Consider the following 22838-nt stretch of genomic DNA (forward strand, 5'->3'; position numbering starts at 1 on the left):
ATATATTGGCCAGCCTCCGCAGACTACGCTTGATTGAGCTGAATCCGATCCCCCGAAAACGTCCCGCGAAGGAGCCCCATGTCCCACGAAGCAGCAGCGAACATCGGTGTCGTCGGTCTGGCGGTGATGGGCTCCAACCTCGCCCGCAACCTCGCCAGCCGTGAGGGCAACACCGTTGCGATCTTCAACCGTACCTATGAGAAGACGCAGACGCTGCTCGACGAGCACCCGGAGGCGGGCTTCCTGCCGGCATCCAGCTACGAGGAGTTCGCGGCGACGCTCTCGAAGCCGCGCACGGCGATCATCATGGTGCAGGCCGGCCGCGGAACGGATGCCGTGATCGACGAGCTCGTCAAGGTCTTCGAACCGGGCGACATCATCGTCGACGGCGGAAACGCGCTCTTCACCGACACCATCCGCCGTGAGAAGGCGGTGCGCGAGACCGGCATCAACTTCGTCGGCGCCGGCATCTCCGGTGGCGAGGAGGGTGCGCTGCACGGTCCGTCGATCATGCCCGGCGGCTCGGACGAGTCGTGGGTGACCCTTGGCCCGATCCTCCGGTCGATCGCCGCCGTCGCCGAGGGCGAGCCGTGCGTGACCCATGTCGGGCACGACGGCGCCGGTCACTTCGTGAAGATGGTGCACAACGGCATCGAGTACGCCGACATGCAGCTGATCGCGGAAGCGTACGACCTCATCCGACGCGGCACGGGCAAGTCCCCTGCCGAGATCGCCGACATCTTCGCCGAGTGGAACAAGGGCGAGCTGGAGAGCTATCTCATCGAGATCACTGCTGAGGTGTTGCGTCAGGTCGACGCGGCGACGGGCAAGCCGCTCGTCGACGTCATCCTCGACCAGGCGGGCGCGAAGGGCACGGGAGCTTGGACCGTGCAGACGGCGCTCGATCTGGGCATCCCGGTCTCGGGCATCGCCGAGGCGGTGTTCGCGAGGTCGCTGTCGAGCAAGCCGGCGCAGCGGCAGGCGGCATCCGACCTTCCGGGGCCTTCAGAGGCGTGGAAGGTCGATGACGCCGATGGCTTCGTCGAAGACGTGCGCAAGGCGCTCTACGCGTCGAAGATCATCGCGTACTCGCAGGGCTTCGACGAGATCGTGGCCGGCGCAGAGCAGTACGCGTGGGATATCAAGAAGGGCGACATCGCCGCCATCTGGCGGGGCGGGTGCATCATCCGCGCCCAGTTCCTGAACCGCATCACCGAGGCGTACGCCGACGACCCCGGACTTGTGGCGCTGCTCACCGCCCCGTACTTCCGCGACGCGCTCGAGCGCACGCAGGAGGCATGGCGCCGCGTGGTCGTCGCGGCCGCACAGGGCGGCATCCCCTCCCCCGCGTTCAGCTCGAGCCTGGCCTACTACGACGGCCTTCGTGCCGACCGTCTGCCGGCCGCACTCGTACAGGGACAGCGCGACTTCTTCGGGGCGCACACGTACAAGCGGGTCGACAAGGACGGCGTGTTCCACACGCTGTGGTCAGGCGACCGCAGCGAGATCGAGACCGCCCCCTCCGACCACTGACGATTGAGACAGGGCTGAGCATGCTCGCATGGTCAGCCCTGCCGATTGAGCCAGTTGAGCGCGCAGCGCGACCACTGACGATTGAGACAGGGCTGAGCATGCTCGCATGGTCAGCCCTGCCGATTGAGCCAGTTGAGCGCCTAGCGCGATCACTGACGCCGAGCATCAGACCGGTTCACCCTCTCACCATCAGCTCACCTCCTGAAAAACCCTTTGCCCGCTGCCGAAAGGACTGCCGCGCGGTCGTGCGCGGCCGAGCGGCGCACCGTGTAGATGCCTGCTGCTTCCACCGCGCCCGAATCGACTCACTTCCGCCTGCCGAACGGCCAGGTACCTGTGGCCGTTGTGCTGCGCCGGCCCCGGCTGTTGACGACCGAGGTGCTGGCGGGACTGGTGACGACTCTCGCGCTCATTCCCGAGGTGATCTCGTTCTCGCTCATCTCGGGTGTCGGCCCCGATGTCGCGCTGATCTCGTCGGTCGTGCTCGCCGTCGTCATGTCGTTCCTCGGCGGTCGCCCGGCGATGGTCTCTGCGGCCGCGGGCTCGGTCGCGCTCGTGCTGGCGCCCATGGTGCAGGCGCACGGCACGGGCTACGTGCTGCCGACTGTGTTGCTGACCGGCCTGATTCAGATCGGGTTCGGAGCGGCGGGCCTGGCGCGGCTCGTTCGGTACATCCCCCGGTCGGTGATGATCGGCTTCGTCAACGCGCTCGCTGTGCTGATCTTCGCGGCGCAGGTACAGCACCTCGTGAACGTGCCTTGGCAGGTGTATCCCTTGTTCGCCGTCACGCTTCTGATCGTTGTGCTGCTGCCCCGGATCACTCGGGCTGTTCCGGCACCGCTGGTCGCGATTGTGGCCGTGACGGCGGCGACCTTCGCGTTCGGGCTGCACGTGCCGACAGTGGGTGACGAAGGATCGGTGAGCGGCGGACTGCCGGGGTTGACGCCGTGGACGGTGCAGTTCGATCTTCAGACGCTCCAGATCATCGGCCCGACCGCGGTCGCCGCGGCGCTGGTCGGGCTCCTGGAGACACTGTTGACCGCGAAACTCGTGGACGAGCTCACCGATAGCCGATCAGCCAAGGCGCGCGAGTCGTGGGGACTCGGCGTGGCGAACATCCTCGCGGGCCTCTGGGGCGGCGTCGCGGGATGCGCGATGATCGGCCAGACGGTCGTCAACGTGGAGATCGGGCGAGCGAGGACCCGGGTCTCCACGCTCGTCGCCGGCTTGTTCCTGCTTCTTCTGGTCGCGGTGCTCTCGCCCGTGATGGCGAGCATCCCGATGGCCGCGCTCGCTGCGGTGATGATGGTCGTGGCGGTGCGCACCCTCGACTGGCACAGCGTGCGACCGTCGACGCTGCGCCGGATGCCGATACCGGAGACGATCGTGATGCTCGTCACGGTCGGCACCGTCGTGGCGACGAACAACCTGGCGATCGGAGTCGGCATCGGCATCCTCCTCGCCCTCGTGTTCTTCGCCCGCCGGATCGCGCACGTCGTACGCGTCTCTCGCGCGGTCTCACCGGACGGCGCCTCGGTGCGGTACCGGGTGCTCGGTCCGTTGTTCTTCGCGTCGAGCAATGACCTCGTCGAGCAGTTCTCCTACGCCGACGATCCGGCTCAGGTCGTCATCGACCTGAGCTCATCGCACGTCTGGGATGCCTCCAGCGTCGCTTCTCTCGATGCCATCGAGACGAAGTACCTTGCGCACGGCGCGACCGTTGAGCTGGTCGGGCTCAACGAACACAGCCGCCTCTTCCACGGCAGACTGACTGGCGAACTGAACGGGCCGTCATAGCGCGACCGCGTCGCCGGCAGTGGCCGGCGTGCGCACGAAGAACGCGGCCACGACGGCGCCGAGCGAGATGGCGGCGCCGACGAGGAACGCGAGTCCGATTCCGGATGCCGTGGCATCGGTCGTGCTCGCTCCCGTGCTCGTGAGCGCGGCGCTGCGCACCGACATGACTGCCACGAACAGAGCTATGCCCCGGTGCGTGGTTCCCGGGCTCGCTACCGGCAGCGGCGGCGACATTTGGAGTCGGTCGTCGCCGAGCGGATGCCCGATGCCCGCCTCACCCGCCTGGCCGAACTCACGGAGTGGATGCCGCGTAACGCGCCGCAAGCGTACGCAGTCGATCCACTAGCTCGGGCGGCTCCGTGACCCGGAAGTCGAGATCGAGCAGTCCGAGGTAGACGGCGAGTGTGCCGATGCTGTCGGCGCCCGTCACGAGTTCGCACGTCGCATCGTCGATCGGGTCGACGATGCCGACAGCCGCGTTGATGCGTGAGCGCACCTCCTCGGCCGGGGCCAGCACTGTGACACGGGCGTGCACGTTCCAGCCGCTGTACGCGACCGCGCGCATGACATAGGCGCGCACGTCGGGCATGGGCAACGGCCGCGGTCGGAACGGTCGATGGGTCGGCATTCGCAGCGTCATGGAATCGACGCGGATGACCGCCCACTGGTCGGTCTCCGGGTCGCGGGCGAGCAGGTACCAGCGGCGCTCCCAACTCACCAGGCGATACGGCTCCATGAGGTGCTGCGAGCCAGCAGCATCGAATCGAAGCCAGTGCGCGTCCCTGATCGCCAGCGAGATGGCGGTGAGCGTGTCGGGGTCGACGTGCGGGTCGGCATCCGGGATGCCCGCGTCATCTGCCACCTGCACCGTCGCCTTGGTGAGGGCGGAGACCTGCCTGCGGAGCCGGCTGGGCAGCAGGAGGTCGAGCTTCGCCATGGCTCGTGCACTGGTCTCGGCGACGCGTTCGATGGAGCTCGCGGCCACGGCCCGCAGCCCCAGTGCCACAGCCACAGCCTCTTCGTCGTCGAGGAGAAGCGGTGGGAGGTCAGCTCCGGCGCCGAGCCGGTAGCCCCCCGCAGGACCCCTCGTGGTCTCGACGGGATAGCCCAGCTCACGCAGGCGCTCCATGTCGTTGCGCACGGTGCGCGTCGTGACGCCGAACCGTGCCGCCAGCTCGGTCGCCGACCACTGCGGCCTGGATTGCAGCTGAGCCAGAAGTGCGAGCAGGCGGACCGGTGTTGCGTGCATCCGAATTCCTTGCAGAAAGAGGCGGACGATCTTGTTCTTTAGGAACGCATTCTTCCTATACGAATCCTACCGTTGAGCCATGGCAAAGACGCAGAAAGCGGCCGACCGGAACCCTCAATCAACCAAGGAGGACACAACCATGACGACCATGAACAGCGGCGCGGGCGAGCAGGGCACCGCAGGCATCCGCCCCTTCCGCATCGAGATCCCGCAGACCGACCTCGATGACCTCGACCGTCGACTTGCAGGCGCCCGCCTGCCGATGCAGGCGCCAGGCGACGACTGGAGCTATGGAACGCCGAACCACTACCTGCGCGAGATGCTGCAGTACTGGCGCAACGAGTTCGACTGGCGTGCGCACGAGGAGCGCTTCAACGCGTTCCCGCAGTACCTCACCGAGATCGACGGGCAGACCATCCACTTCCTGCACGTTCCATCTGCGGAGGCGGATGCCACGCCGCTGCTTCTGGTGCACACCTACCCTGGGTCGTTCGTCGACTTCCTTGACATGATCGAGCCGCTCACTGACCCCGTAGCGCACGGCGGAAGGGCCGAGGATGCCTTCTCAGTCGTCATCCCCTCCCTGCCCGGCACCGGGTTCAGCACTCCGCTCGTCGACCGGGGCTGGACGATGGCCAGGGTCGCGCGTGCGTACGACACGCTCATGCGCCGCCTCGGTTACGAGAGCTACGGCGAGCACGGCAGCGATGCGGGAGCCATGATCGGCCGTGAGCTCGGCCTTCTCGAACCCGACAGATACCTCGGCTCGCACGTGCTCCAGCTCTTCTCCTTCCCGTCAGGCGACCCGGCGGAGTTCGAACGGCTCCAACCGGAGGATTATGCGGCCCTCGAGCACATGAAGTGGTTCCAGTCCGTGGGCGGCTACAACGCGATCAACGCGTCGCGTCCGCAGACGCTGGCCGTCGCTCTATCCGACTCTCCGATCGGCCAGCTCGCCTGGAACGAGCTGTTCGAGTCGTTCGGCAACGGCACGAGTCTCGTGACGAAGGACCAGGTCGTCACGCAAGCGGCACTCGAGTGGTTGACGAACACGTCGGCCGCGATGGGGCGCTACCACTTCGAGGAGGCGCACTCCGGGGCCGAGCCACGCGTGAACTCCTCGCGCACGGGTGTCTCGGTCTTCGCCGACGACTTCAAGTCGATCCGCGCGCTCGCCGAGCGCGACAACAGCAACATCGTCTACTGGAACCGACACGAGAAGGGCGGGCACTATGCGTCGCTCGAGCTTCCCGACGAGGTGACAGCGGACATCCGGGAGTTCTTCCGCGGCGTCTGACGGCGTCGGTGTCGTACGACCAACACCCGGATCGCCAGTAACAACACGGACGCAGCTGCTTCGGGAGAGCGGCTGCGTTCGCCATTGCAGGGCGCCCAGACCTCGTGGGCATGGTGACGTGGCGGGTGCCACGGCAGCGACCGAGCTGGGGATACGCGCGCCTGGCACCCGTTCGCGCGAGCGGCGCGGACAGCGCGCTCGCCGGTGCGGGCGCGTACGAGTCAATCCGTAACGCCTCATCATCGTCGAGAGCCGGCGACATCTTCGGGTCATTAATCTTGACGCAGGCGCGAACGGAAGGTGCGGCATGCGTGAACCGAAGTGGCGAGAGAGCGGCGAAGATCCGGACTACCGGTTCTCGCTGGCGAACGAGCGCACATTCCTCGCCTGGATTCGCACGGCACTGGCGATTCTCGCGGGCGGTGTGCTGCTCGAAGAGTTCTCCACCCGCATTGGACCGCACTGGGTGATCGTCATCCTCGCGGTCGTGCTCGGTGCACTCGCCACCGTGCTCGCTGTGATCGCCTACCTTCGCTGGCGCGCGAACGAGATCGCGATGCGAAACGGCAAGCGGCTTCCGCTCACGGTCGCCGTTCCGCTCATCGCGGCCGTCATCCTCGCTGTGGGCGCCGTGCTCACGGTGCTGATCGCCCTCTACCAGCGATGAGCGGCGTCCGGTGAGCGCCGACTCGCTGCGCGATCCCGGGCTGCAGGGCGAGCGCACCGCGCTGTCATGGTCGCGCACGTGCCTCGCGCTGGCTGTGAACGGCCTGCTGGCAGTGCGCGACGGCTGGCAGTCCGGCGCCCTGCCGCTCACCGCGACGGGTGTTCTGCTCCTGCTCGCGGCTGCCGCGTTCGTCGTCTACGGCAATGCGCGCGGACGGGCGCTGGCAGGTCGGGGCAGGCACCACGATCGGCTGCCGCAGGCCTCCCCCACCGTGCCCATGGCGCTTCTCGCTCTGGCGACCCTGGTGGCCTGCGCGGTCGGCATCGCCTCGACGCTCATCCAGCGCTGACTGGCTCCGTCGGGTCGCCGGAGCGGCGCGAACGTACGATTCCCCATGCGGTGAGCGCGGCGGCGGTGACTGTCAACGCGATGCCACCGACGGTGACGCCGGTCTGGAACTCGGCAGCCTGGCCGGCATTCCAGCGGGATGTCGTGATGCTTCCTACGAACACCGCAGCCAGGATGGTGCCCGTGACCGCGACACCGATGCCGTTGGCGACCTCGGTCGCGGTGTCAGTGAGCGCCGCTCCGATCGTCGTGCGGTTCGCTGGCAGGCCGCGCAGCACATTGGTGGCGGCCACGACTCCGACGACGCGCAGTCCTGCCGCGACGAGCGCAAGGGCGATTGCGATCCAGACGTACCCGGATCGGTTCAACGCCGCATAGACGGCGAGACCGGTCACCACGGCGGTCGCACTCAGCCAGGCGGCTCGGCGCAGGCCCACCCACCGCACCAACGGCTCGACGAAAGCACCACCGGCGAGAAGCACGACGACCTGAGGCAGCATGCCGAGCGAGGCAAGGGCGGGCGGCCATCCCCACTGGAGCTGCAGCTGAAGCGTGACCAGGTATCCGAGACCGGCGGTGGCGAGGCCCGCGGCCGCCTTGAACGCGAGCCCGCTGGAGACCAGTGGACGGGCGATGAGGCCGAGATCGATGAGCGGGTGACGAGCGCGGCGCTCCTGCCCGACGAAGAGCGCGGCGAACAGGAGCGCCCCGGCCGTGGCGGCCCACGGCATCCAGGACGCAGCACCGTCGTCCACGAAGAGCGTCGGGGCGACGAGGGCGAACACGATCGTGAGCGTGCCCAGCACGGCACCCGGGGCATCCACAGGATCGCGATGAAGCTCCCCAGGGTCGTCGGCGGCAATGCCGACGCGGATGCCGATCATGGCAAGGATGGCGATAGGCACGTTCACCAGGAGCAGTACTTGCCACGGCGCGATGGCGAGTACGAGTCCGCCGGCCGTGGGCCCGACAGCGAGCCCCACGAGACCGACAGTCGAGACGAGAGTGATGGCGCGTACGCGCAGCTTGTCGTCGCCGAACAGGCGGAACGCCAGCGCCATTGAGCCCGGCGTCGTCATCGCAGCGGCAACGCCCATCGCGGCGCGCACCGCGGTCAGCTCGGCTGTCGTACCGACGAACGCCGTCGCGAGACTGGCCGAGGCAAGGAGCGCGAGCCCGATGAGCATGATGCGGCGACGGCCGAACCGGTCGGCGATCGCACCGAACACGAGCATGAGACCCCCGAACACGACGGCGTAGACGCTCGTCACCCACTGCAGGCCGGTCGTCGAGGAGTGCAGTTCGCGCCCGATCGTTGGCAGGGCGACGTTGAGGATCGAGTTGTCGAGCATCTCGAACAGGAACACCGCCGAGAGCCCCGCGAGCGCGATCCACGCCTCTCCGAGAGAGCGCGGCGAACGACCGCGCGACGCGGCTCTTGAGGTCGACTGCTGCTCGGAGATCGGTCGGGTCGAGGCGGTCATGGATGCTCCCATCAGAAGACGACGAACAGTGTTCGTCACACGAACACCGTTCTATCAGCGAACGATGTTCGCGTCAACTGTTAGGCTCAGCCCATGCCAGACCGGAGCATCCAGAGCAGCTCGGATTCCCGCGACCGATGGGCGGCCCGACTCGCTGCCCTCGACGGGGCGGACAACGGCACACGATCACGCAAGACGCCCATCACGGTCGACAGGATCGCCAGCACGGCATTCGCGCTCGTGGCGAAGGAGGGGTTCGACGCCCTCACCATGCGGCGGCTCGCCGCGGCGCTGCACACCGGACCCGCGTCGCTCTACGGCCATATGCGCAACAAGGCGGATCTCGACGACCTGCTGATCGGCCGACTGTGCTCCGAGGTCGTTCTGCCGAAGCCGAGCCGCACCCGTTGGCGGGCGCAGATCATCGACGTCTGCGAGCAGCTTCGCGATCAGTTCCTGCGGTACCCGGGCATCTCACGAGCGGCACTCGCCGCCACGCCGAACAGCGTGGACACGCTCCGCATCAACGAGGGCATGCTCGCCATCCTCCTGGCCGGCGGCATCCCTGTGCAGCACGCGGCCTGGGCGATCGATGCAGCCTACCTCTACGTCGCCGCCTACAGCCTGGAGGCGTCGCTGAGGCAGGCATCCATCGGCGGCCCCGACGAGCGGTCGCTGAACAAGGCGGAGATCGTCGAACGTCTGCGTATGCTGCCGGCCGACCGTTTCCCGAACACGGTTGCTCACGCGGAGAAGCTTGCCGCCGGGGATGCGCACGAGCGTTTCGACTTAACCTTGCGCGTGCTCTTCGACGGACTCGCCGGAACCGCGTCGTAGGACGCGGCTACGCGGCTCCGTCGAACATCGAGGTGACCGAGCCGTCCTCGAAGACCTCGTGGATGGCGCGCGCCAGCAGCGGAGCGATCGGCAGGATCGTGAGGCTCGGGAACCGCTTCTCCTCCGGCACCGGAATGGTGTCGGTGACGACGACCTCGTCGATCGAGTCATCTTGAAGCCGCTCGGATGCCGGGTCGCTGAACACCGGATGCGTGGCGGCCACGATGACGCGCTCCGCACCGTTCTCCTTGAGCGCCTGCGCGGCCTTCACGATCGTTCCGCCGGTGTCGATCATGTCGTCGACCAGCAGGCACACCCGTCCTCGCACGCGACCGACGATCTCGTTCACGGTGACCTGGTTGGCGACGTTCGGGTCGCGGCGCTTGTGGATGATCGCCAGCGGTGCCCCGAGGCTGTCCGACCATTGGTCGGCCACACGCACCCGCCCGGTGTCGGGCGAGACGACCGTGAGCTTCTCGCGGTCCTCGAGCGACAGGCTCTGCTTGAAGTGATCGAGCAGCACGGGCTTCGCGAAGAGGTGGTCGACGGGCCCGTCGAAGAACCCCTGGATCTGCGCAGCATGCAGGTCCACGCTCATCACCCGGTCGGCCCCGGCGGTCTTCAGCAGGTCGGCGACGAGCCTGGCGCTGATCGGCTCGCGTCCGCGGCCCTTCTTGTCCTGCCGCGAATACGGGTAGTAGGGAGCGACCACCGTGATGCGCTTGGCGGATGCCCGCTTGGCGGCATCCAGCATGATCAGAAGCTCCATGAGCCATTCGTTGACCGGCGGCCCGAACGACTGGATGAGAAACACGTCGCAGCCGCGGATCGACACCTCGAACCGGGTGAGGATCTCCCCCGAGGCGAACGTGCGGTACTCGGTGGGCACCAGCTCCGTTCCGAGTGCCACCGCGACGTCGTGAGCAAGCTTGCGGTGCGACATGCCCGCGGCAACGACAAGTCGCTTCTTCGTCTTGGCGACGATGCCAGGTGCTATTCCGCGCTCCCGGTCGAGATCAACCGTCTTGTCTTTGCGACCCATCGTCCGCTTCCTGTGCGGATCGAGCACGCTCCGCCACCTCCGCGGCCGCCGTGCCCGATCGGTTCTTCTCGACCCATCCCTCGATGTTGCGCTGAGGGGCGACGCTCAAGGCCAGTGCTCCTGCCGGGACATCCTTGCGGACCACGGCCCCCGCTCCGGTCTTCGCGCCGTCTCCGATCCTAACGGGCGCCACGAACACGTTGTGAGCACCGGTGTGCACGTGATCGCCGACCTCGGTGCGGTGCTTGAGGATGTCGTCGTAGTTCGCGGTGATGGTTCCCGCACCGAGGTTCACGCCGCGCCCCACCGTGGTGTCGCCGACGTAGCTGAGGTGCGGCACCTTGCTGCCTTCTCCGATGTGCGCGTTCTTCGTCTCGACGAACGTGCCGATCTTGCCGTTCTCATCGAGCACGGTGCCGGGGCGCAGGTAGGCGAAGGGACCGACGGATGCCCGTGCCCCGATCACCGCGAGCGTCGCGTCCGCGCGCTTCACCGTCGCATCTTCGCCGACCTCGCAGTCGACGAGCGTGGTGTCCGGGCCGACGACGGCACCCCGGGCGACGGTCGTGGCGCCCTTGAGCTGGGTGCCGGGCCGGATCGTGACGTCGTTCTCGAGCTTGACCTTCAGGTCGATCCACGTCGTCGCCGGGTCTTGAACGGTGACGCCGTTCAGCTGCCATCCGCGCACGATCAGAGCGTTCAAGCGTGCGGCGGCCTCGCTGAGCTGGGCGCGGTCGTTGATGCCCTCGGCTTTCCACGGCTCGTCGACGGGCACTGCCTCCACCTCGCTTCCCGCTCGCCGCAGCAGTGCGATCACGTCGGTGAGGTACTTCTCGCCCTGTGCGTTGTCCGTGCTGAGGTTCGCCAGCTGGTCACGCAGCGCGTTCAGTCCGAAAACGTAGATGCCCGCGTTGATCTCGCCGATCGCGTGCTCCTCCGGCGTGGCATCCTTGTGCTCCACGATGCGGTCGAGCGACCCGTCGTCCGTGCGCACGATGCGGCCATAACCCGCGGCATCCTGGACGATGCTGCTCAGCACGGTGGCGCCTGCTCCACTCGCGCGGTGGCGGGAGACGAGGTCAAGCAGGGTCTCGGCATCCAGAAGCGGGACGTCGCCGTTAAGCACCAGCACCTCACCGGAGAAATCAGCGGGAAGCGCCGCGATCGCCTGCTCGACGGCACGACCGGTGCCAGGCACCTCGTCCTGGTCGACGATGACCGCGGTGGGCAGCTCGGCGGAGATCACCTCCGCGAGGCGGTCGCGCTCGTACCGTACGACGGCGAGCACCACTGCGGAGTCGAGCGCGCCGGCCGTGGCGAGCACATGACTGACGATGGGCACCCCGGCGAGTTCGTGCAGCAACTTCGGTGTCGCGGACTTCATGCGGGTGCCCTGCCCTGCGGCGAGCACGATGATGGCGAGGTTCGGATCGGTCACCGTACAAGTATTCCCGACCGAATCCCGCCCTCGAGAACCCGGCTGACTCCTGACGCCTGAAATTCCGACTGGCCCTGCCCCGAAAACAGGCAGATCACGTGGGAACAGGCGAATCCTGCCTGTTCCCGCGCGGTAAGCGCATTCTTGCTGTTATAGAACGAGGGAGGCATGTGCGAACTCCGCCGCCCTGTGCACCGCTAGCTCCGCCGCCCTGTGCACCGCGAGCTCCGCCGCCAGGACTCGAACCTAGACTTCACAGCTCCAAAGGCTGTCGTGCTGCCATTACACCACGGCGGATCGCGCCCTCCAGTCTGCCAGAGACGCGAGGCTCCGCTGGTCGGCACGGGCGGCGAAAATGATCCTCGCCCAATGTCGCCGATCCCGGAATTCCCGTCCGAAATGGTCGCTAAGTCACAGCGGCGACGACACATTCGGACAGGAACTCTCGGGCCGTGGGCACTTTCCTGTCCGTGGTTGCCGCCTCCGACCCTGGATGCGGCAACCACGGACAGGAAACCCCAGCGAGCTTCGGGCCTGCACACGTCAAGACGTGGTGACTCAGCCCGCCGCCCTGCGCACCAGCTCGGCGATGCGCTTCTCCACCTCGGGCGTCAGCTCGTTCAGCGCGTAGTAGATCGGCCACATGTCACCGTCGTCGAGCTTCGCCTTGTCGCTGAAGCCCAGGGTGGAGAATCGCGCCTTGAACTTGCTCGCCGGCTGGAAGAAGCAGATCGTGTCCTTGCCGATCGCATACGCCGGCATGCCATACCAGGTCTTCAGGGTGAAGTCCGGCACCGCCTCCGTGATGACCTCGTGCACCCTGGTCGCCACCGACCTGTCGGGCTCGGGCATCGCCGCGATCTTCTCGAGCAGGTCGCGCTCGCCCTCCTCCTTTGTCGCCTTGCCGCCCCGGCGGGCGTTCGTCTTCAGCTCCTCGGCGTACTCCTTCATCGCGGCTCGTTCGTCCGCCGTGAACTGGGGCTTCGACGATGTCTTCTGGGTCTTCTGCGACGTGGCCATGGCCTTACGCTCCTCGATTCACGTTCCGGTCATTCTGGATCCGGATGTCCTCCAGGCTAGGCAACCGCTTCCCGCCGGCGCCTCTCGAAAACTGCGCGATCACTGCGGCGACCCGCCACATCCGTCGAAAAGTCGAAAACTGCGATGGTGAGCGAAGGAGGAGGGCATTTCTTGACTTCTCGGTGTGGGAGGGCGACGGGCGGAGGCAGGATGACGACCGCGGGTGCCGTGGCTGGGCATTCGGGCCACGGATAATGGAGGGATGGCGGAGCACGCTGACGAGGTGGACCGGATCGTCGACGCCTGGGAGCGCGAGCGCCCCGACCTCGACTTCGCCCCGCTGCAGGTGCTCTCCCGGGTGGACCGGCTCTCCAAGCACCTGGATCGTGCGCGCCGCGGTGCCTTCGGGCGCTCCGATCTGCAGCTGTGGGAGTTCGACGTGCTCTCCGCGCTCCGGCGCGCCGGAGACCCGTACCGGCTGAGTCCGAAGGCTTTGCTCACCCAGACGCTGGTCTCCTCGGGCACCATGACGAACCGCATCGACCGGCTCGTGGAGCGCGGGCTGGTTGAGCGGCAGACCGACCCGCATGACGGGAGAGGCATCCTGGTGCGGATGACGCCGCAAGGACTCACCCGGGTGGATGCCGCCATCACGCGGCTCGTCGACGCGGAAGCGGAACTGCTCCGCACCCTTCCCGCGAACGAGCAGACGCGGCTCGCCGGCCTGCTGCGCAAGCTCAGCCTCGACTTCGACTGAGGAACTGAGGAGTTTCCGCGCGCTTCTACGGGGCGATGAACGGGCATCGAGACGGACTAAGACCGAGTTCACACGACTCCCCAAGTCGGCACGGATAGCGTCGCAGGCATGACCGCCGTGGAACCACAGCATGTGGCACGCCCGCTGCTCAGCGCCCGCACGCTCGAGCTGCTCGAACGCGCAGACAGCGGAACGCTCTCCGACCTGACGGCGCTGCGCGACGAGATCACCCGCTTCCTGATGCGGTACAAGTTCGGCGTCTCCGAGGTGGAGACCAAGCTCGACATCCTGCGCGAGGAGTTCAACCTCACCGCCGGATACAACCCGATCGAGAGCATCTCGTGCCGGGTCAAGACGATCGAGGGCGTGCTGGAGAAGGCTGCCCGCAAGGGCGTCGATTTCAACCTCGACTCCATTCGGGAAGGCCTGTCGGACATCGCGGGCGTACGTGTCATCTGCAGCTTCGTCAGCGACGTGTACCGCATCGTCGAGCTGCTGACGTCGCAGGACGACATCACCGTGCTCGAGGTGAAGGACTACATCGCCCGCCCGAAGCCGAACGGATACCGCAGCCTGCACGTCATCCTCGAGGTACCCGTGTTCCTCTCCGGCGGCCCCGAGCAGGTGCGCGTTGAGGTGCAGTTCCGCACCATCGCGATGGACTTCTGGGCCAGCCTCGAGCACAAGACGTATTACAAATACGACGCGCAGGTGCCTCAGCATCTGATCGACGGCCTGACCGAGGCGGCCGAGACCGCCGCTCACCTCGACGAGACGATGGAGCGGCTGCACCACGAGGTGCGCGGCTATCAGCCGTCCGCACCGACCATCGCCATCTGATGCCTGTCGTGTGAGGCCGACGCGAGCACGTCGAGCAGTTCGGCCGTCTCCTGCCAGCCGATGCAGGCATCCGTGATGCTCTGACCGTAGACGAGGCCGTCACGTCCGGCGTCCGTCAGCGGCTGGTTGCCCGGCACGAGGAAGCTCTCGGCCATGACACCCGCGATCGGGTCGCCGGCACGAACCTGGTCGGCGAGCTCGCGCAGCACGGATGCCTGCCTCACGTGGCTCTTCCCGCTGTTGCCGTGGCTGGCGTCGACGACCACAAGCGGCGTGTGTCCGGCTCGCGCGAGCAGGCCCGCGGCGTGCTCCACGCTCGACGTGTCGTAGTTGGGGGCGCCCCGGCCGCCACGCAGGATGACGTGACCCGCGTCGTTCCCGCTCGTGGATACCAGGGCCGCTCGCCCGTCGTCGTCGACGCCGAAGAACACGTGCCGCTGGGCGGCGACCGTGCAGCCGTCGACCGCGACCTGCACGTCGCCGTCCGTCGCGTTCTTGAAACCGATCGGCATGGAGAGACCGCTGGCGAGCTGACGGTGGATCTGGCTCTCGGTGGTGCGGGCGCCGATCGCTCCCCAGCTGACGGCATCCGCGATGTATTGCGGGCTCGTGGGCTCCAGGAACTCGCATCCGACCGGCAGCCCGAGCTCGAGGATGTCGATGAGCAACCGCCGCGCCATGCGCAAGCCTTCGGCGACGCGGTGCGTGCCGTCCAGGTGCGGATCGTTGATGAGGCCCTTCCACCCGCCGGTCGAGCGCGGCTTCTCGAAGTAGACGCGCATCACGACGAGGAGGTCGTCGCCGTGCTCCCGCGCGAGGACCGCGAGGCGCCGCGCGTAGTCGAGGGCGGCATCCGGGTCGTGCACGGAGCAGGGGCCGACGACCGCGAGCAGCCGCGGGTCGTCGCCGCGCAGCACGGCCTCGATCTCGCGACGGCTGCGGGCGACGAGGGACGCGGCATCCGCGCTCAGCGGCAGTTCTGCGCGAACCTCGGCGGGCGTGGGCAGCGGTTCCAGTGCGACGACTCTCGTGTTCGAGGTGCTCGGCGTTTGCCCCGTCTGGGCATGCCGTGACTGCGTCGCGACTGCCGGGGCCGGCTCGTGGGTGTTCCGGATGGCCGGATGTGCTGGCGGATTCATGGCTGGTCCTCTCGGTTTTCAGCGAGAGGCCTCTGCCAGGCCAACTCGCCGGTTAAGACGAAAGGCAGGATCCTTGCGGATCCTGCCCGTTGGCTCTGGAGAAGTCTGCTGGTCAGCGCATCCCGACCGTCGGCTCCTCCAGAGCCAACGCGAAATACGCATACCAGCGGGTTCTCATGCGGGTCACCGTATCACCGACGGCCGCGGTATACCAATCGCAGCATGCGTGAACGGAGCCGGAGGCCTGCCATGCGTGAGGCGATGAGCGGCAGAGCCGCGATACCGTGCACGGATGGATTCCCCCTTCACCGACACGGCGCTGAGGGCCGACTGGGCGGCGCTCGCGGATGCCGGATGGCAATCGCTCGAACGCCGCGTCATCAAGGCCGCACCCGACACCGCAATGGACACCGCAGCCGGATCGATCGGATGGATCGCCCGCTTCTCGCACGGCGTGACACGGCGTGCGAACTCGGTGTATCCGGTGCGAGAGGTCGCCGACGAAGCCGCCGCGATCACGGTCGTGGAGCGCTGGTACGGCGAGCGCGGGCTGCCATCCACATTCCAGATCACGGATGCCGACGCTGCTCTCGCTTCGAGGCTGCTCGCGCGGGGCTACGTCGCCGACAGCGAGACGCCGCTGCTCGCCGCGCGACTGCACACCGTGGCCGGAGCGCTGAGCAGCGCCGCAGCGCCGGCGTCTGGAACGAATGCCACCATGAGCGCGGAACCCGACGCCGAGTGGCTCGCTGTGTGGTGGGAGGTCGACGGGCGCGGTGGCGAGCCGGAGCTCGAGGTCGCGCGGCGCATCCTCACCAGCGGTCCCGCGCTCTACGCGACGGTGCGGGATGCGCGCGGTGCGGCATCCGTCGGCAGGCTCGCGCTCGTGGAGCAGAACGGGGTGCACTGGGGCGGCCTCTACGCGCTCGCCACACGGCCCGATGCCCGTGGCCGCGGACACGCACGGGCCGTGATCGCGACGCTACTGGAGCACGCCGCACGCCGGGGCACGACCGCGCTCTGGCTTCAGGTGATGGCCTCGAACGCGGTCGCGCGACGGTTGTACGACGGACTGGGGTTCCGGCAGGCGACGAGCTACCGCTACCTGTCGGCACCGGCCGGCTGATCGAGAACGGGCAGGATCAGGCGGCGGACTCTTCCGCTGCTGCGCCGCGGGCGTGCGGGTCGAGCCGGTTCAGCGTCGCGACCACAGAGTCGTACTCGCCGCGTGCCTCCGCGTAGCGCAGGAACTTGACGTTCTGCACCTGGATCTCGCGGGCATCCGGCTGCGTCTGAATGAGCTGCATCACCTCGGCCACGTAGTCGTCCAGCGGCATGGCGAACTCGCTGTCCTCCTGACCGGGCACGAGGCCGGTACGCACAGCCGGCGGCACGAGTTCCATGATCTGCACACCGGTGTCGGCCAGCTGCAGCCTGATGCTTTCACTGAGCTGGTGGACCGCCGCCTTGGTGGCGTTGTAGCTGGGAGTGACGGCGAGGGGGACGAAGCCGAGGCCGGACGAGACGGTCATGATGACGGCATCCGGTCTCTTCTGAAGGTGCTCGATGAAGGCGCCGATCAGCCGGATCGGGCCGAGCAGGTTCGTCGTGACCGTGGCCTCCGCCGTCTCGATGAAGCCGGCTGCCGAATGCCAGTCCTCGATGCGCATGATGCCGGCCATCGTGATGAGCACGTTCAGGTCGGGATGCGCCGTCAGAACGCGGTCAGCCGCATCCTGGATGCTCCGCGGGTCAGCCGTGTCCAGCTGAACCGTGTCAATGCCGGGATGCTCTGCACGGATGCTCTCCAGCAGCTCGGCGCGGCGGCCTCCGACGATGACGTCGTTGCCGCGCTCCTGCAGGGCGATGGCGAGCGCGAGGCCGATTCCGCTGGTCGCGCCGGGGATGAAGACGGTGTTTCCGGTGATGTTCATGCCTCCAGCGTGGAACGGGGCTGCCAAGCGCGGCAGAGAGCGGTTATCGGGGGATCGCCGATCCCTGGATGCGGCTCTGCGGGGTCGAGCAAGATGGACGCATGGATGCCGCAGCCCTCGCCGAGTTCCTCCGCCGCCGTCGCGGACAGCTCACGCCGCACGACGTCGGCCTTCCGGAGGGACCGCGACGCCGTACCCCGGGGCTGCGCCGCGAGGAGGTCGCGCAACTGGCGGCGATGTCGGTGGACTATTACACCCGCCTCGAGCAGCAGCGCGGACCGCAGCCGAGCGAGCAGATGCTGGCATCCCTCGCCCGTGCGCTGCGGCTCAGCCGGGACGAGCGCGACTACCTCTACCGTATGGCGGGCCACGGCATCCCGGATCAGGTCTCCACCGGAGCACACGTCGCACCCGCTCTGCTGAGGGTGCTCGATCGACTCGACGACTCCCCCGCGCTTGTGATCTCCGCCCTCGGCGAGACGCTCGTGCAGAACCGGATGGCCGACGCGCTTTTCGGCGATCGCAGCGCGCTCACCGGCTGGGAGCGCAGCGATGTTTACCGGTGGTTCAGACATCCGCAGACCGAACGGATGCTGTATCCCGCCCACGACCGCGACAGGCAGAGTCGCGCTCTGGTCGCCAGCCTGCGTGCCGCGTACGGAGCGATGGGCGCGCAGTCGAGGGCGGGCGAGCTCGTGCACGAACTTCAGCGGGTGAGCGACGAGTTCGCCGACCTGTGGGACCGGCACGAGGTCGCGAAGCGGTTCGAGGACCACAAGGTGCTGGTGCATCCGGAGGTCGGTCCCATCGAGCTGGACTGCCAGGTGCTCTTCACCGAGGACCAGGGCCAGGCACTGCTCGTGCTCACCGCCTCGGGCGGCGACGCCGAGGAGAAGCTGCGACTGCTCTCGGTGCTGGGAATCCAGGCGTTCTCGCCCTCCTCGGCCGCTTCAGACAGGACGAACGTGTCATTAGAGTGAGCGGGTGCGCGACACCACCGACCCGCGCGACACCGCCGACGAGGTAGTCGCCTCGCGATCCGTCTGGCGCAATCCGACATACCTGCGGCTCTGGTTGGGCGAGACGCTCAGCCAGGCCGGCGAGCAGGTCGGCACCTTCGCCATTCCGGTGCTCGCCGTGCTGGTCCTGGATGCCACGGCGCAGGAGGTCGGTCTGCTCAGCGCCGCGGAGACGCTCGCGTTCCTCGTGATTGGGCTGCCGGTCGGCGCGTGGGTGGACCGGATGCGCAAGCGCCGCGTGATGATGACGGCCGACCTCGTGCGCGCGCTTGCGCTGGCATCCATTCCGCTGCTGTGGTGGCTCGGCCTGCTGCAGATCTGGTACCTCTATGTGGTCGGCGCCGTGGTGGGCGGTGCGACGGTGTTCTTCGACGTCACGTACCAGAGCTACGTGCCGCGCATCGTGCCGTCACGGCAGGTGACGGCTGCGAATTCGGGGCTCGAGACCAGCGCGCAGGTGGCACGTGTGGGCGGACCGGCGGCATCCGGGGGGCTGCTGGCGATCATGCCGCCGCCGCTGGTGGTGCTGGCCACCTCGATCGGCTATCTGTTCTCGTTCGGGTTCGTCGCCTCGATCAGGGATCCCGAGCCGCGGCACGAGAAGACGGAGCACTCGTCCCTTGTGCGCGACATCGCCGAGGGACTGAAGTTCGTGTTCGGCAATTCGCTGCTGCGACGCATCACCATGATGACCGCGTCGTTCAACCTGTTCGAGGGCTTCGTGACGACGCTGCTGTCGATCTTCGTTCTGCGCACGCTCGGGCTCTCGCCCGCCGTCTACGGTGCGATGGCCGCGGTCGGTGCCGTGGGCGGCATCCTGGGCGCGGTCGGCTCGCCGGCGCTGTCACGGTGGATCGGTGAGGGTCGCGTCATCGTCGTGGCCGCGCTGGTGAGCGGCGTCGCCGTGTTCCTGGTGCCGCTGGCCGCGCTCGTTCCGAAATCCGCGGTCGCGTTCGGTGCGGTGCCGCTGCTCGTGGTGGGCGAGTTCTTCCTGATGTTCGCCGTCGTCGTCTACAACGTCGCCCAGGTGTCGTTCCGCCAGCGCATCTGCCCTCCCCCGCTGCTCGGGCGCATGAACGCGTCGATCCGGTTCGTGGTGTGGGGTGTCATTCCGATCAGCGGCGTCGTCACCGGTGCTCTCGGCGCATGGATCGGCGTCGTGCCGACGATGTGGGTCGGCTGCGTCTGCGGGCTTCTCGGCTGCGGCATCGTCGTGTTCTCCCCGCTCAGCAGGCTGCGTCGGCTTCCGGACGCCGGCGACGCGGTCACCGACCGCACGTCGCCCTCGGCATGACGGGCCCGGCATGGCAGAGAGCGACGCGCGACAATAGGGGCGTGAGCGAGCGCGAGGAGACGGAAACAGGCATCCGCACGATCGGCATCCTCGGCGCCGGCAAACTCGGCACCGTGCTGGCGAGACTCGCGGTGGCCGCCGGCTACGACGTGCTCATCGCCGGCTCCGGCGACGCGGCGAAGATCGCTCTCATCGTCGACGTTCTCGTGCCGGGTGCCCGTGCCGTCAGCGCGGCGGAGGCGGCGGAAGGAGCGGATGCCGTCATCCTCGCCCTGCCGCTGGGCAAGCACGAGACGCTGCCGGCCGACGCGCTGCGCGGCAAGCTCGTCATCGACGCCATGAACTACTGGTGGGAGGTCGACGGCATCCGCGACGACCTCAACGATCCGCTCACGTCGACCAGCGAGATCGTGCAGCGGTTCCTGCCCGAATCGCGAGTGGTCAAGGCGTTCAACCACGTCGGCTACCACGACCTGGAGGAGGAGACGCGTCCGAAGGACGCCGAGGGGCGCAAGGCCATCGCGGTCGCGGGAGATCGCGAGGAGGACGTCGCCGCTGTCGTCGGCATCGTCGACGCGTTGGGGTTCGACGCCGTCGTGGCCGGGCCGCTCGCCGAGGGCATCCGCATGGAGCCGAACACCGAGCTCTTCGGAGCGGATGTCGACGCCGAGCAGGTGCGCTACCTGCTGTCGACGTTCCCGGAATCGGCCAGAGGGCGCGTGGTCGCCAGGGCAAGGGCGGAACGGGCCGCGTAGTCTGCGCACCGGTCAACCTGAGCGTCCTCTCAGGCGGCGGTAGGCTGTCGGGGTCGCCGCCGACGTCGTCCCTGCGTCGGGCGCGCTCGCCCGCGTCGGCCGTTCCTCGCTCCCACCTTGATTGGAGACCTCCGTGCCCGAACTCTACCCGAACCTGCTGACGGTCTTCGACGAGGTCGTGCGCCGCAATCCTGGAGAACGCGAGTTCCACCAGGCGGTGCGCGAGGTGCTCGAGAGTCTCGGGCCGGTGGTGGCGAAGCATTCGGAGTACGCGGACGCCGAGGTCATCCGGCGCCTGTGCGAGCCGGAGCGGCAGATCATCTTCCGCGTGCCGTGGACCGACGACGCCGGGCACGTGCAGCTGAACCGCGGTTTCCGGGTCGAGTTCAACTCGGCGCTCGGGCCGTACAAGGGCGGACTGCGCTTCCACCCGAGCGTGTACCTGGGCATCGTGAAATTCCTCGGCTTCGAGCAGATCTTCAAGAACTCGCTCACCGGTCTGCCGATCGGCGGCGGAAAGGGCGGCAGCGACTTCGACCCGAAAGGCAAGTCCGACGCCGAGGTGATGCGGTTCTGCCAGTCGTTCATGACCGAGCTGTACCGCCACATCGGCGAGCACACCGATGTTCCGGCCGGCGACATCGGCGTCGGGGGCCGTGAGCTCGGCTACCTGTTCGGGCAGTACAAGCGCATCACGAACAGGTACGAGTCCGGCACGCTGACCGGCAAGGGCCTGACCTGGGGCGGGTCCCAGGTGCGCACGGAGGCGACCGGCTACGGTGCCGTGTTCTTCGTCGACGAGATGTTGAAGGCATCCGGAGACTCCTTCGAGGGCAAGCGGGTCGTCGTCTCAGGGTCCGGCAACGTGGCGATCTACGCCATCGAGAAGGTGCACGAGCTGGGCGGCATCGCGATCGCCTGCTCGGACTCCGACGGCTACATCATCGACGAGGCCGGAATCGACCTCGACCTGCTCAAGGAGATCAAGAACGGCCACCGGGGCAGGGTGAGCGAGTACGCGCAGCGGCGCGGAGCATCCGTTCACTACGTGCAGGGCGGCTCGATCTGGGACGTCGCCTGCGACATCGCACTCCCTTGCGCCACGCAGAACGAACTCGACGGGTCCGCCGCGGCGCGTCTCATCGCCGGCGGCTGCCGCATCGTGGCCGAGGGCGCCAACATGCCCACGACGCCGGATGCCATCCGCTCGCTGCGCGACGCCGGTGTCGCCTTCGCACCGGGCAAGGCCGCCAACGCGGGAGGAGTCGCCACGAGCGCGCTCGAGATGCAGCAGAACGCCTCGCGGGACTCGTGGACGTTCGAATACACCGAGGAGCGACTCGCCGAGATCATGCGATCCATCCACGACCGGTGCCTAGCGACCGCCGACGAGTACGGCGCCCCGGGCAACTACGCGGTGGGGGCGAACATCGCCGGCTTCACCCAGGTGGCCGACGCGATGCTCGCCCTCGGAATCATCTGAGCCTATTGCGCGCCGGTCCCCGCCCGGCGCCGCAGTCGGCTACTCGAGATGGTTGCGTTCGGCGCCGTCGTGGCCGCCGCCTCGTAAAGCGGGTCGCCGATCCGGGATCTGCACGCAATGCGGCACGCCGCCGTCGTCGGCACGAGGGGAATGTGTGCCGACGGCGGACGGTGGCCTTTGCCGGACTGCCCGTTCGGGTTGACCGGATTCGGGTGACCGAGTCGGATGGGCGTGTATTCAGTTGACGAGGTGCCAGCCGAGGGAGAAATCGAGCGCCACGGAGATCATCAGGTACATCAGCCACAGCCCCGTGACGAGGTGCCAGAACCCGAGTGCTCGCTCGCCCAGGGTCACCCCGATGGAGGCGAAGAAGTCCGACGCGTAGATCAGCGCCAGGCCGACGAACAGCAGCCCGACCGCCCAGTCGCCCGCCGCGAAGAACACGATGAGGCCGGTGACGGAGATGATGAAGAACGCGACGGACATGCCGGCGTTCGGCCTCGGGTCGCTTCCCCGGTAACGGTTGTAGCCGATGGCGAACCAGTGGATGCCGTATGCGGAGAACGCGAGCGCGGCCATGTACAGCGGCGCGCCCTTGAACACTTGGAACCAGCTCAAACCGATGAAGAGGATGATCCCGGTGACGAGCTGACAGAAGCCGGGCATCCAGATGCCCCACACGCCGGTCGCTCGGTCGACGCGTTCGTCGCGCTTAGGCCATCCCAACAGCTCCTGTGGTCCGTAGATCAGGTAGCCGGTGCCGAGGCCGAAGAATCCGAGTGCCAGAGGTGGGAACATCGACACTGCGAAATGCATGGTGAACCTTCTTCTACTCAGTTCCCCTCCATCTCATAGTGACCCTGTTCCCAGACAACTTCAAGGGACTGCCGCGTGCGGCGGCACGA

Annotated in this window: 22 protein-coding genes and 1 tRNA gene; 13 read left to right on the forward strand and 10 right to left on the reverse strand. The window is 67.6% G+C overall.

From position 1 onward, the window contains the following. Positions 1–78: 78 nt before the first annotated feature. Both gndA and ACYVI5_RS11885 read left to right on the forward strand, forming a co-directional pair. On the forward strand, positions 79–1533 hold the full coding sequence (gene gndA, locus ACYVI5_RS11880) for an NADP(+)-dependent, decarboxylating phosphogluconate dehydrogenase (RefSeq protein WP_460580341.1): 1455 nt from the start codon (positions 79–81) through the stop codon (positions 1531–1533). A gap of 273 nt (positions 1534–1806) precedes the next feature. After that, positions 1807–3330, forward strand: coding sequence for a SulP family inorganic anion transporter (locus ACYVI5_RS11885; protein ID WP_460580342.1), 1524 nt, complete (start codon positions 1807–1809; stop codon positions 3328–3330). Here the strand turns inward: ACYVI5_RS11885 and ACYVI5_RS11890 are convergent. Both ACYVI5_RS11890 and ACYVI5_RS11895 read right to left on the reverse strand, forming a co-directional pair. Then, on the reverse strand, positions 3325–3654 hold the full coding sequence (locus ACYVI5_RS11890) for a hypothetical protein (protein WP_460580343.1): 330 nt from the start codon (positions 3652–3654) through the stop codon (positions 3325–3327). The genes ACYVI5_RS11885 and ACYVI5_RS11890 overlap by 6 nt on opposite strands. Further along, the gene (locus ACYVI5_RS11895; RefSeq protein WP_460580344.1) at positions 3623–4579 is read right to left on the reverse strand and encodes a helix-turn-helix transcriptional regulator; all 957 of its coding nucleotides are present in this window, start codon (positions 4577–4579) and stop codon (positions 3623–3625) included. The genes ACYVI5_RS11890 and ACYVI5_RS11895 overlap by 32 nt, the downstream gene beginning before the upstream one ends. A 139-nt stretch (positions 4580–4718) precedes the next feature. Here ACYVI5_RS11895 and ACYVI5_RS11900 point away from each other — a divergent pair, with 139 nt between their 5' ends. The 3 genes from ACYVI5_RS11900 to ACYVI5_RS11910 all read left to right on the forward strand — a co-directional run bounded on the left by ACYVI5_RS11900 (position 4719) and on the right by ACYVI5_RS11910 (position 6892). After that, on the forward strand, positions 4719–5876 hold the full coding sequence (locus tag ACYVI5_RS11900) for an epoxide hydrolase family protein (protein ID WP_460580345.1): 1158 nt from the start codon (positions 4719–4721) through the stop codon (positions 5874–5876). Between the two features lie 307 nt (positions 5877–6183). After that, the gene (locus ACYVI5_RS11905; RefSeq protein ID WP_460534719.1) at positions 6184–6543 is read left to right on the forward strand and encodes a YidH family protein; all 360 of its coding nucleotides are present in this window, start codon (positions 6184–6186) and stop codon (positions 6541–6543) included. Between the two features lie 10 nt (positions 6544–6553). After that, a complete protein-coding gene (locus tag ACYVI5_RS11910; RefSeq protein WP_460534721.1) occupies positions 6554–6892 on the forward strand; it encodes a DUF202 domain-containing protein in 339 nt (112 codons plus the stop codon). Here the strand turns inward: ACYVI5_RS11910 and ACYVI5_RS11915 are convergent. Continuing rightward, the gene (locus tag ACYVI5_RS11915; protein ID WP_460580346.1) at positions 6879–8375 is read right to left on the reverse strand and encodes an MFS transporter; all 1497 of its coding nucleotides are present in this window, start codon (positions 8373–8375) and stop codon (positions 6879–6881) included. The genes ACYVI5_RS11910 and ACYVI5_RS11915 overlap by 14 nt on opposite strands. Before the next feature lie 93 nt (positions 8376–8468). On the opposite strand from ACYVI5_RS11915, the gene ACYVI5_RS11920 reads away from it, so the two are divergent. Next, entirely contained in the window at positions 8469–9212 is a 744-nt protein-coding gene (locus tag ACYVI5_RS11920) for a TetR/AcrR family transcriptional regulator (RefSeq protein WP_460580347.1), read from the forward strand. 7 nt (positions 9213–9219) lie between these two features. Here the strand turns inward: ACYVI5_RS11920 and ACYVI5_RS11925 are convergent, their stop codons facing one another. The 4 genes from ACYVI5_RS11925 to ACYVI5_RS11940 all read right to left on the reverse strand — a co-directional run bounded on the left by ACYVI5_RS11925 (position 9220) and on the right by ACYVI5_RS11940 (position 12712). After that, positions 9220–10254 (reverse strand): ribose-phosphate pyrophosphokinase, encoded by a 1035-nt coding sequence (locus ACYVI5_RS11925; protein WP_460580348.1) that lies wholly within the window; start codon positions 10252–10254, stop codon positions 9220–9222. Further along, a complete protein-coding gene (gene glmU, locus ACYVI5_RS11930; RefSeq protein WP_460580349.1) occupies positions 10229–11692 on the reverse strand; it encodes a bifunctional UDP-N-acetylglucosamine diphosphorylase/glucosamine-1-phosphate N-acetyltransferase GlmU in 1464 nt (487 codons plus the stop codon). Before glmU ends, ACYVI5_RS11925 begins: the two co-directional genes overlap by 26 nt. Positions 11693–11917: 225 nt before the next feature. Beyond that, positions 11918–11989, reverse strand: a tRNA-Gln gene (locus tag ACYVI5_RS11935). 261 nt (positions 11990–12250) lie between these two features. After that, on the reverse strand, positions 12251–12712 hold the full coding sequence (locus ACYVI5_RS11940) for an iron chaperone (RefSeq protein ID WP_460580350.1): 462 nt from the start codon (positions 12710–12712) through the stop codon (positions 12251–12253). A 262-nt stretch (positions 12713–12974) separates the two neighbouring features. On the opposite strand from ACYVI5_RS11940, the gene ACYVI5_RS11945 reads away from it, so the two are divergent. Together ACYVI5_RS11945 and ACYVI5_RS11950 are read left to right on the forward strand one after the other, a co-directional pair. Then, positions 12975–13469 carry a MarR family winged helix-turn-helix transcriptional regulator gene (locus tag ACYVI5_RS11945; RefSeq protein ID WP_460534733.1) on the forward strand — a complete coding sequence of 165 codons (495 nt, stop codon included), beginning with the start codon at positions 12975–12977 and terminating at the stop codon, positions 13467–13469. Between the two features lie 117 nt (positions 13470–13586). Then, positions 13587–14309 (forward strand): GTP pyrophosphokinase, encoded by a 723-nt coding sequence (locus tag ACYVI5_RS11950; RefSeq protein ID WP_460580599.1) that lies wholly within the window; start codon positions 13587–13589, stop codon positions 14307–14309. Here the strand turns inward: ACYVI5_RS11950 and ACYVI5_RS11955 are convergent. Next, positions 14279–15448: a 3-deoxy-7-phosphoheptulonate synthase gene (locus tag ACYVI5_RS11955; RefSeq protein ID WP_460580351.1), complete on the reverse strand. Its 1170-nt coding sequence runs from the start codon at positions 15446–15448 to the stop codon at positions 14279–14281. The two genes, ACYVI5_RS11950 and ACYVI5_RS11955, sit on opposite strands and share 31 nt — an antisense overlap. A 292-nt stretch (positions 15449–15740) precedes the next feature. Here ACYVI5_RS11955 and ACYVI5_RS11960 point away from each other — a divergent pair, with 292 nt between their 5' ends. Continuing rightward, positions 15741–16574, forward strand: a complete 834-nt coding sequence (locus ACYVI5_RS11960; protein WP_460580352.1) for a GNAT family N-acetyltransferase — start codon at positions 15741–15743, stop codon at positions 16572–16574. Positions 16575–16590: 16 nt separating this feature from the next. Here the strand turns inward: ACYVI5_RS11960 and ACYVI5_RS11965 are convergent, their stop codons facing one another. Then, a complete protein-coding gene (locus ACYVI5_RS11965; RefSeq protein ID WP_460580353.1) occupies positions 16591–17382 on the reverse strand; it encodes an SDR family oxidoreductase in 792 nt (263 codons plus the stop codon). A gap of 101 nt (positions 17383–17483) precedes the next feature. On the opposite strand from ACYVI5_RS11965, the gene ACYVI5_RS11970 reads away from it, so the two are divergent. The 4 genes from ACYVI5_RS11970 to gdhA all read left to right on the forward strand — a co-directional run bounded on the left by ACYVI5_RS11970 (position 17484) and on the right by gdhA (position 21933). Next, entirely contained in the window at positions 17484–18362 is an 879-nt protein-coding gene (locus ACYVI5_RS11970; RefSeq protein ID WP_460580354.1) for a helix-turn-helix transcriptional regulator, read from the forward strand. 4 nt (positions 18363–18366) lie between these two features. After that, entirely contained in the window at positions 18367–19695 is a 1329-nt protein-coding gene (locus tag ACYVI5_RS11975) for an MFS transporter (RefSeq protein ID WP_460580355.1), read from the forward strand. A 41-nt stretch (positions 19696–19736) separates the two neighbouring features. Continuing rightward, positions 19737–20450: an NADPH-dependent F420 reductase gene (locus ACYVI5_RS11980; protein WP_460580356.1), complete on the forward strand. Its 714-nt coding sequence runs from the start codon at positions 19737–19739 to the stop codon at positions 20448–20450. Positions 20451–20583: 133 nt separating this feature from the next. Continuing rightward, entirely contained in the window at positions 20584–21933 is a 1350-nt protein-coding gene (gene gdhA / locus ACYVI5_RS11985; protein ID WP_460580357.1) for a glutamate dehydrogenase, read from the forward strand. A gap of 237 nt (positions 21934–22170) precedes the next feature. Here gdhA and ACYVI5_RS11990 read toward each other — a convergent pair whose 3' ends face one another. Next, entirely contained in the window at positions 22171–22749 is a 579-nt protein-coding gene (locus ACYVI5_RS11990) for a hypothetical protein (protein WP_460580358.1), read from the reverse strand. Between the last annotated feature and the right edge of the window lie 89 nt (positions 22750–22838).

The sequence above is a fragment of the Humibacter ginsengisoli genome, assembly GCF_054780095.1.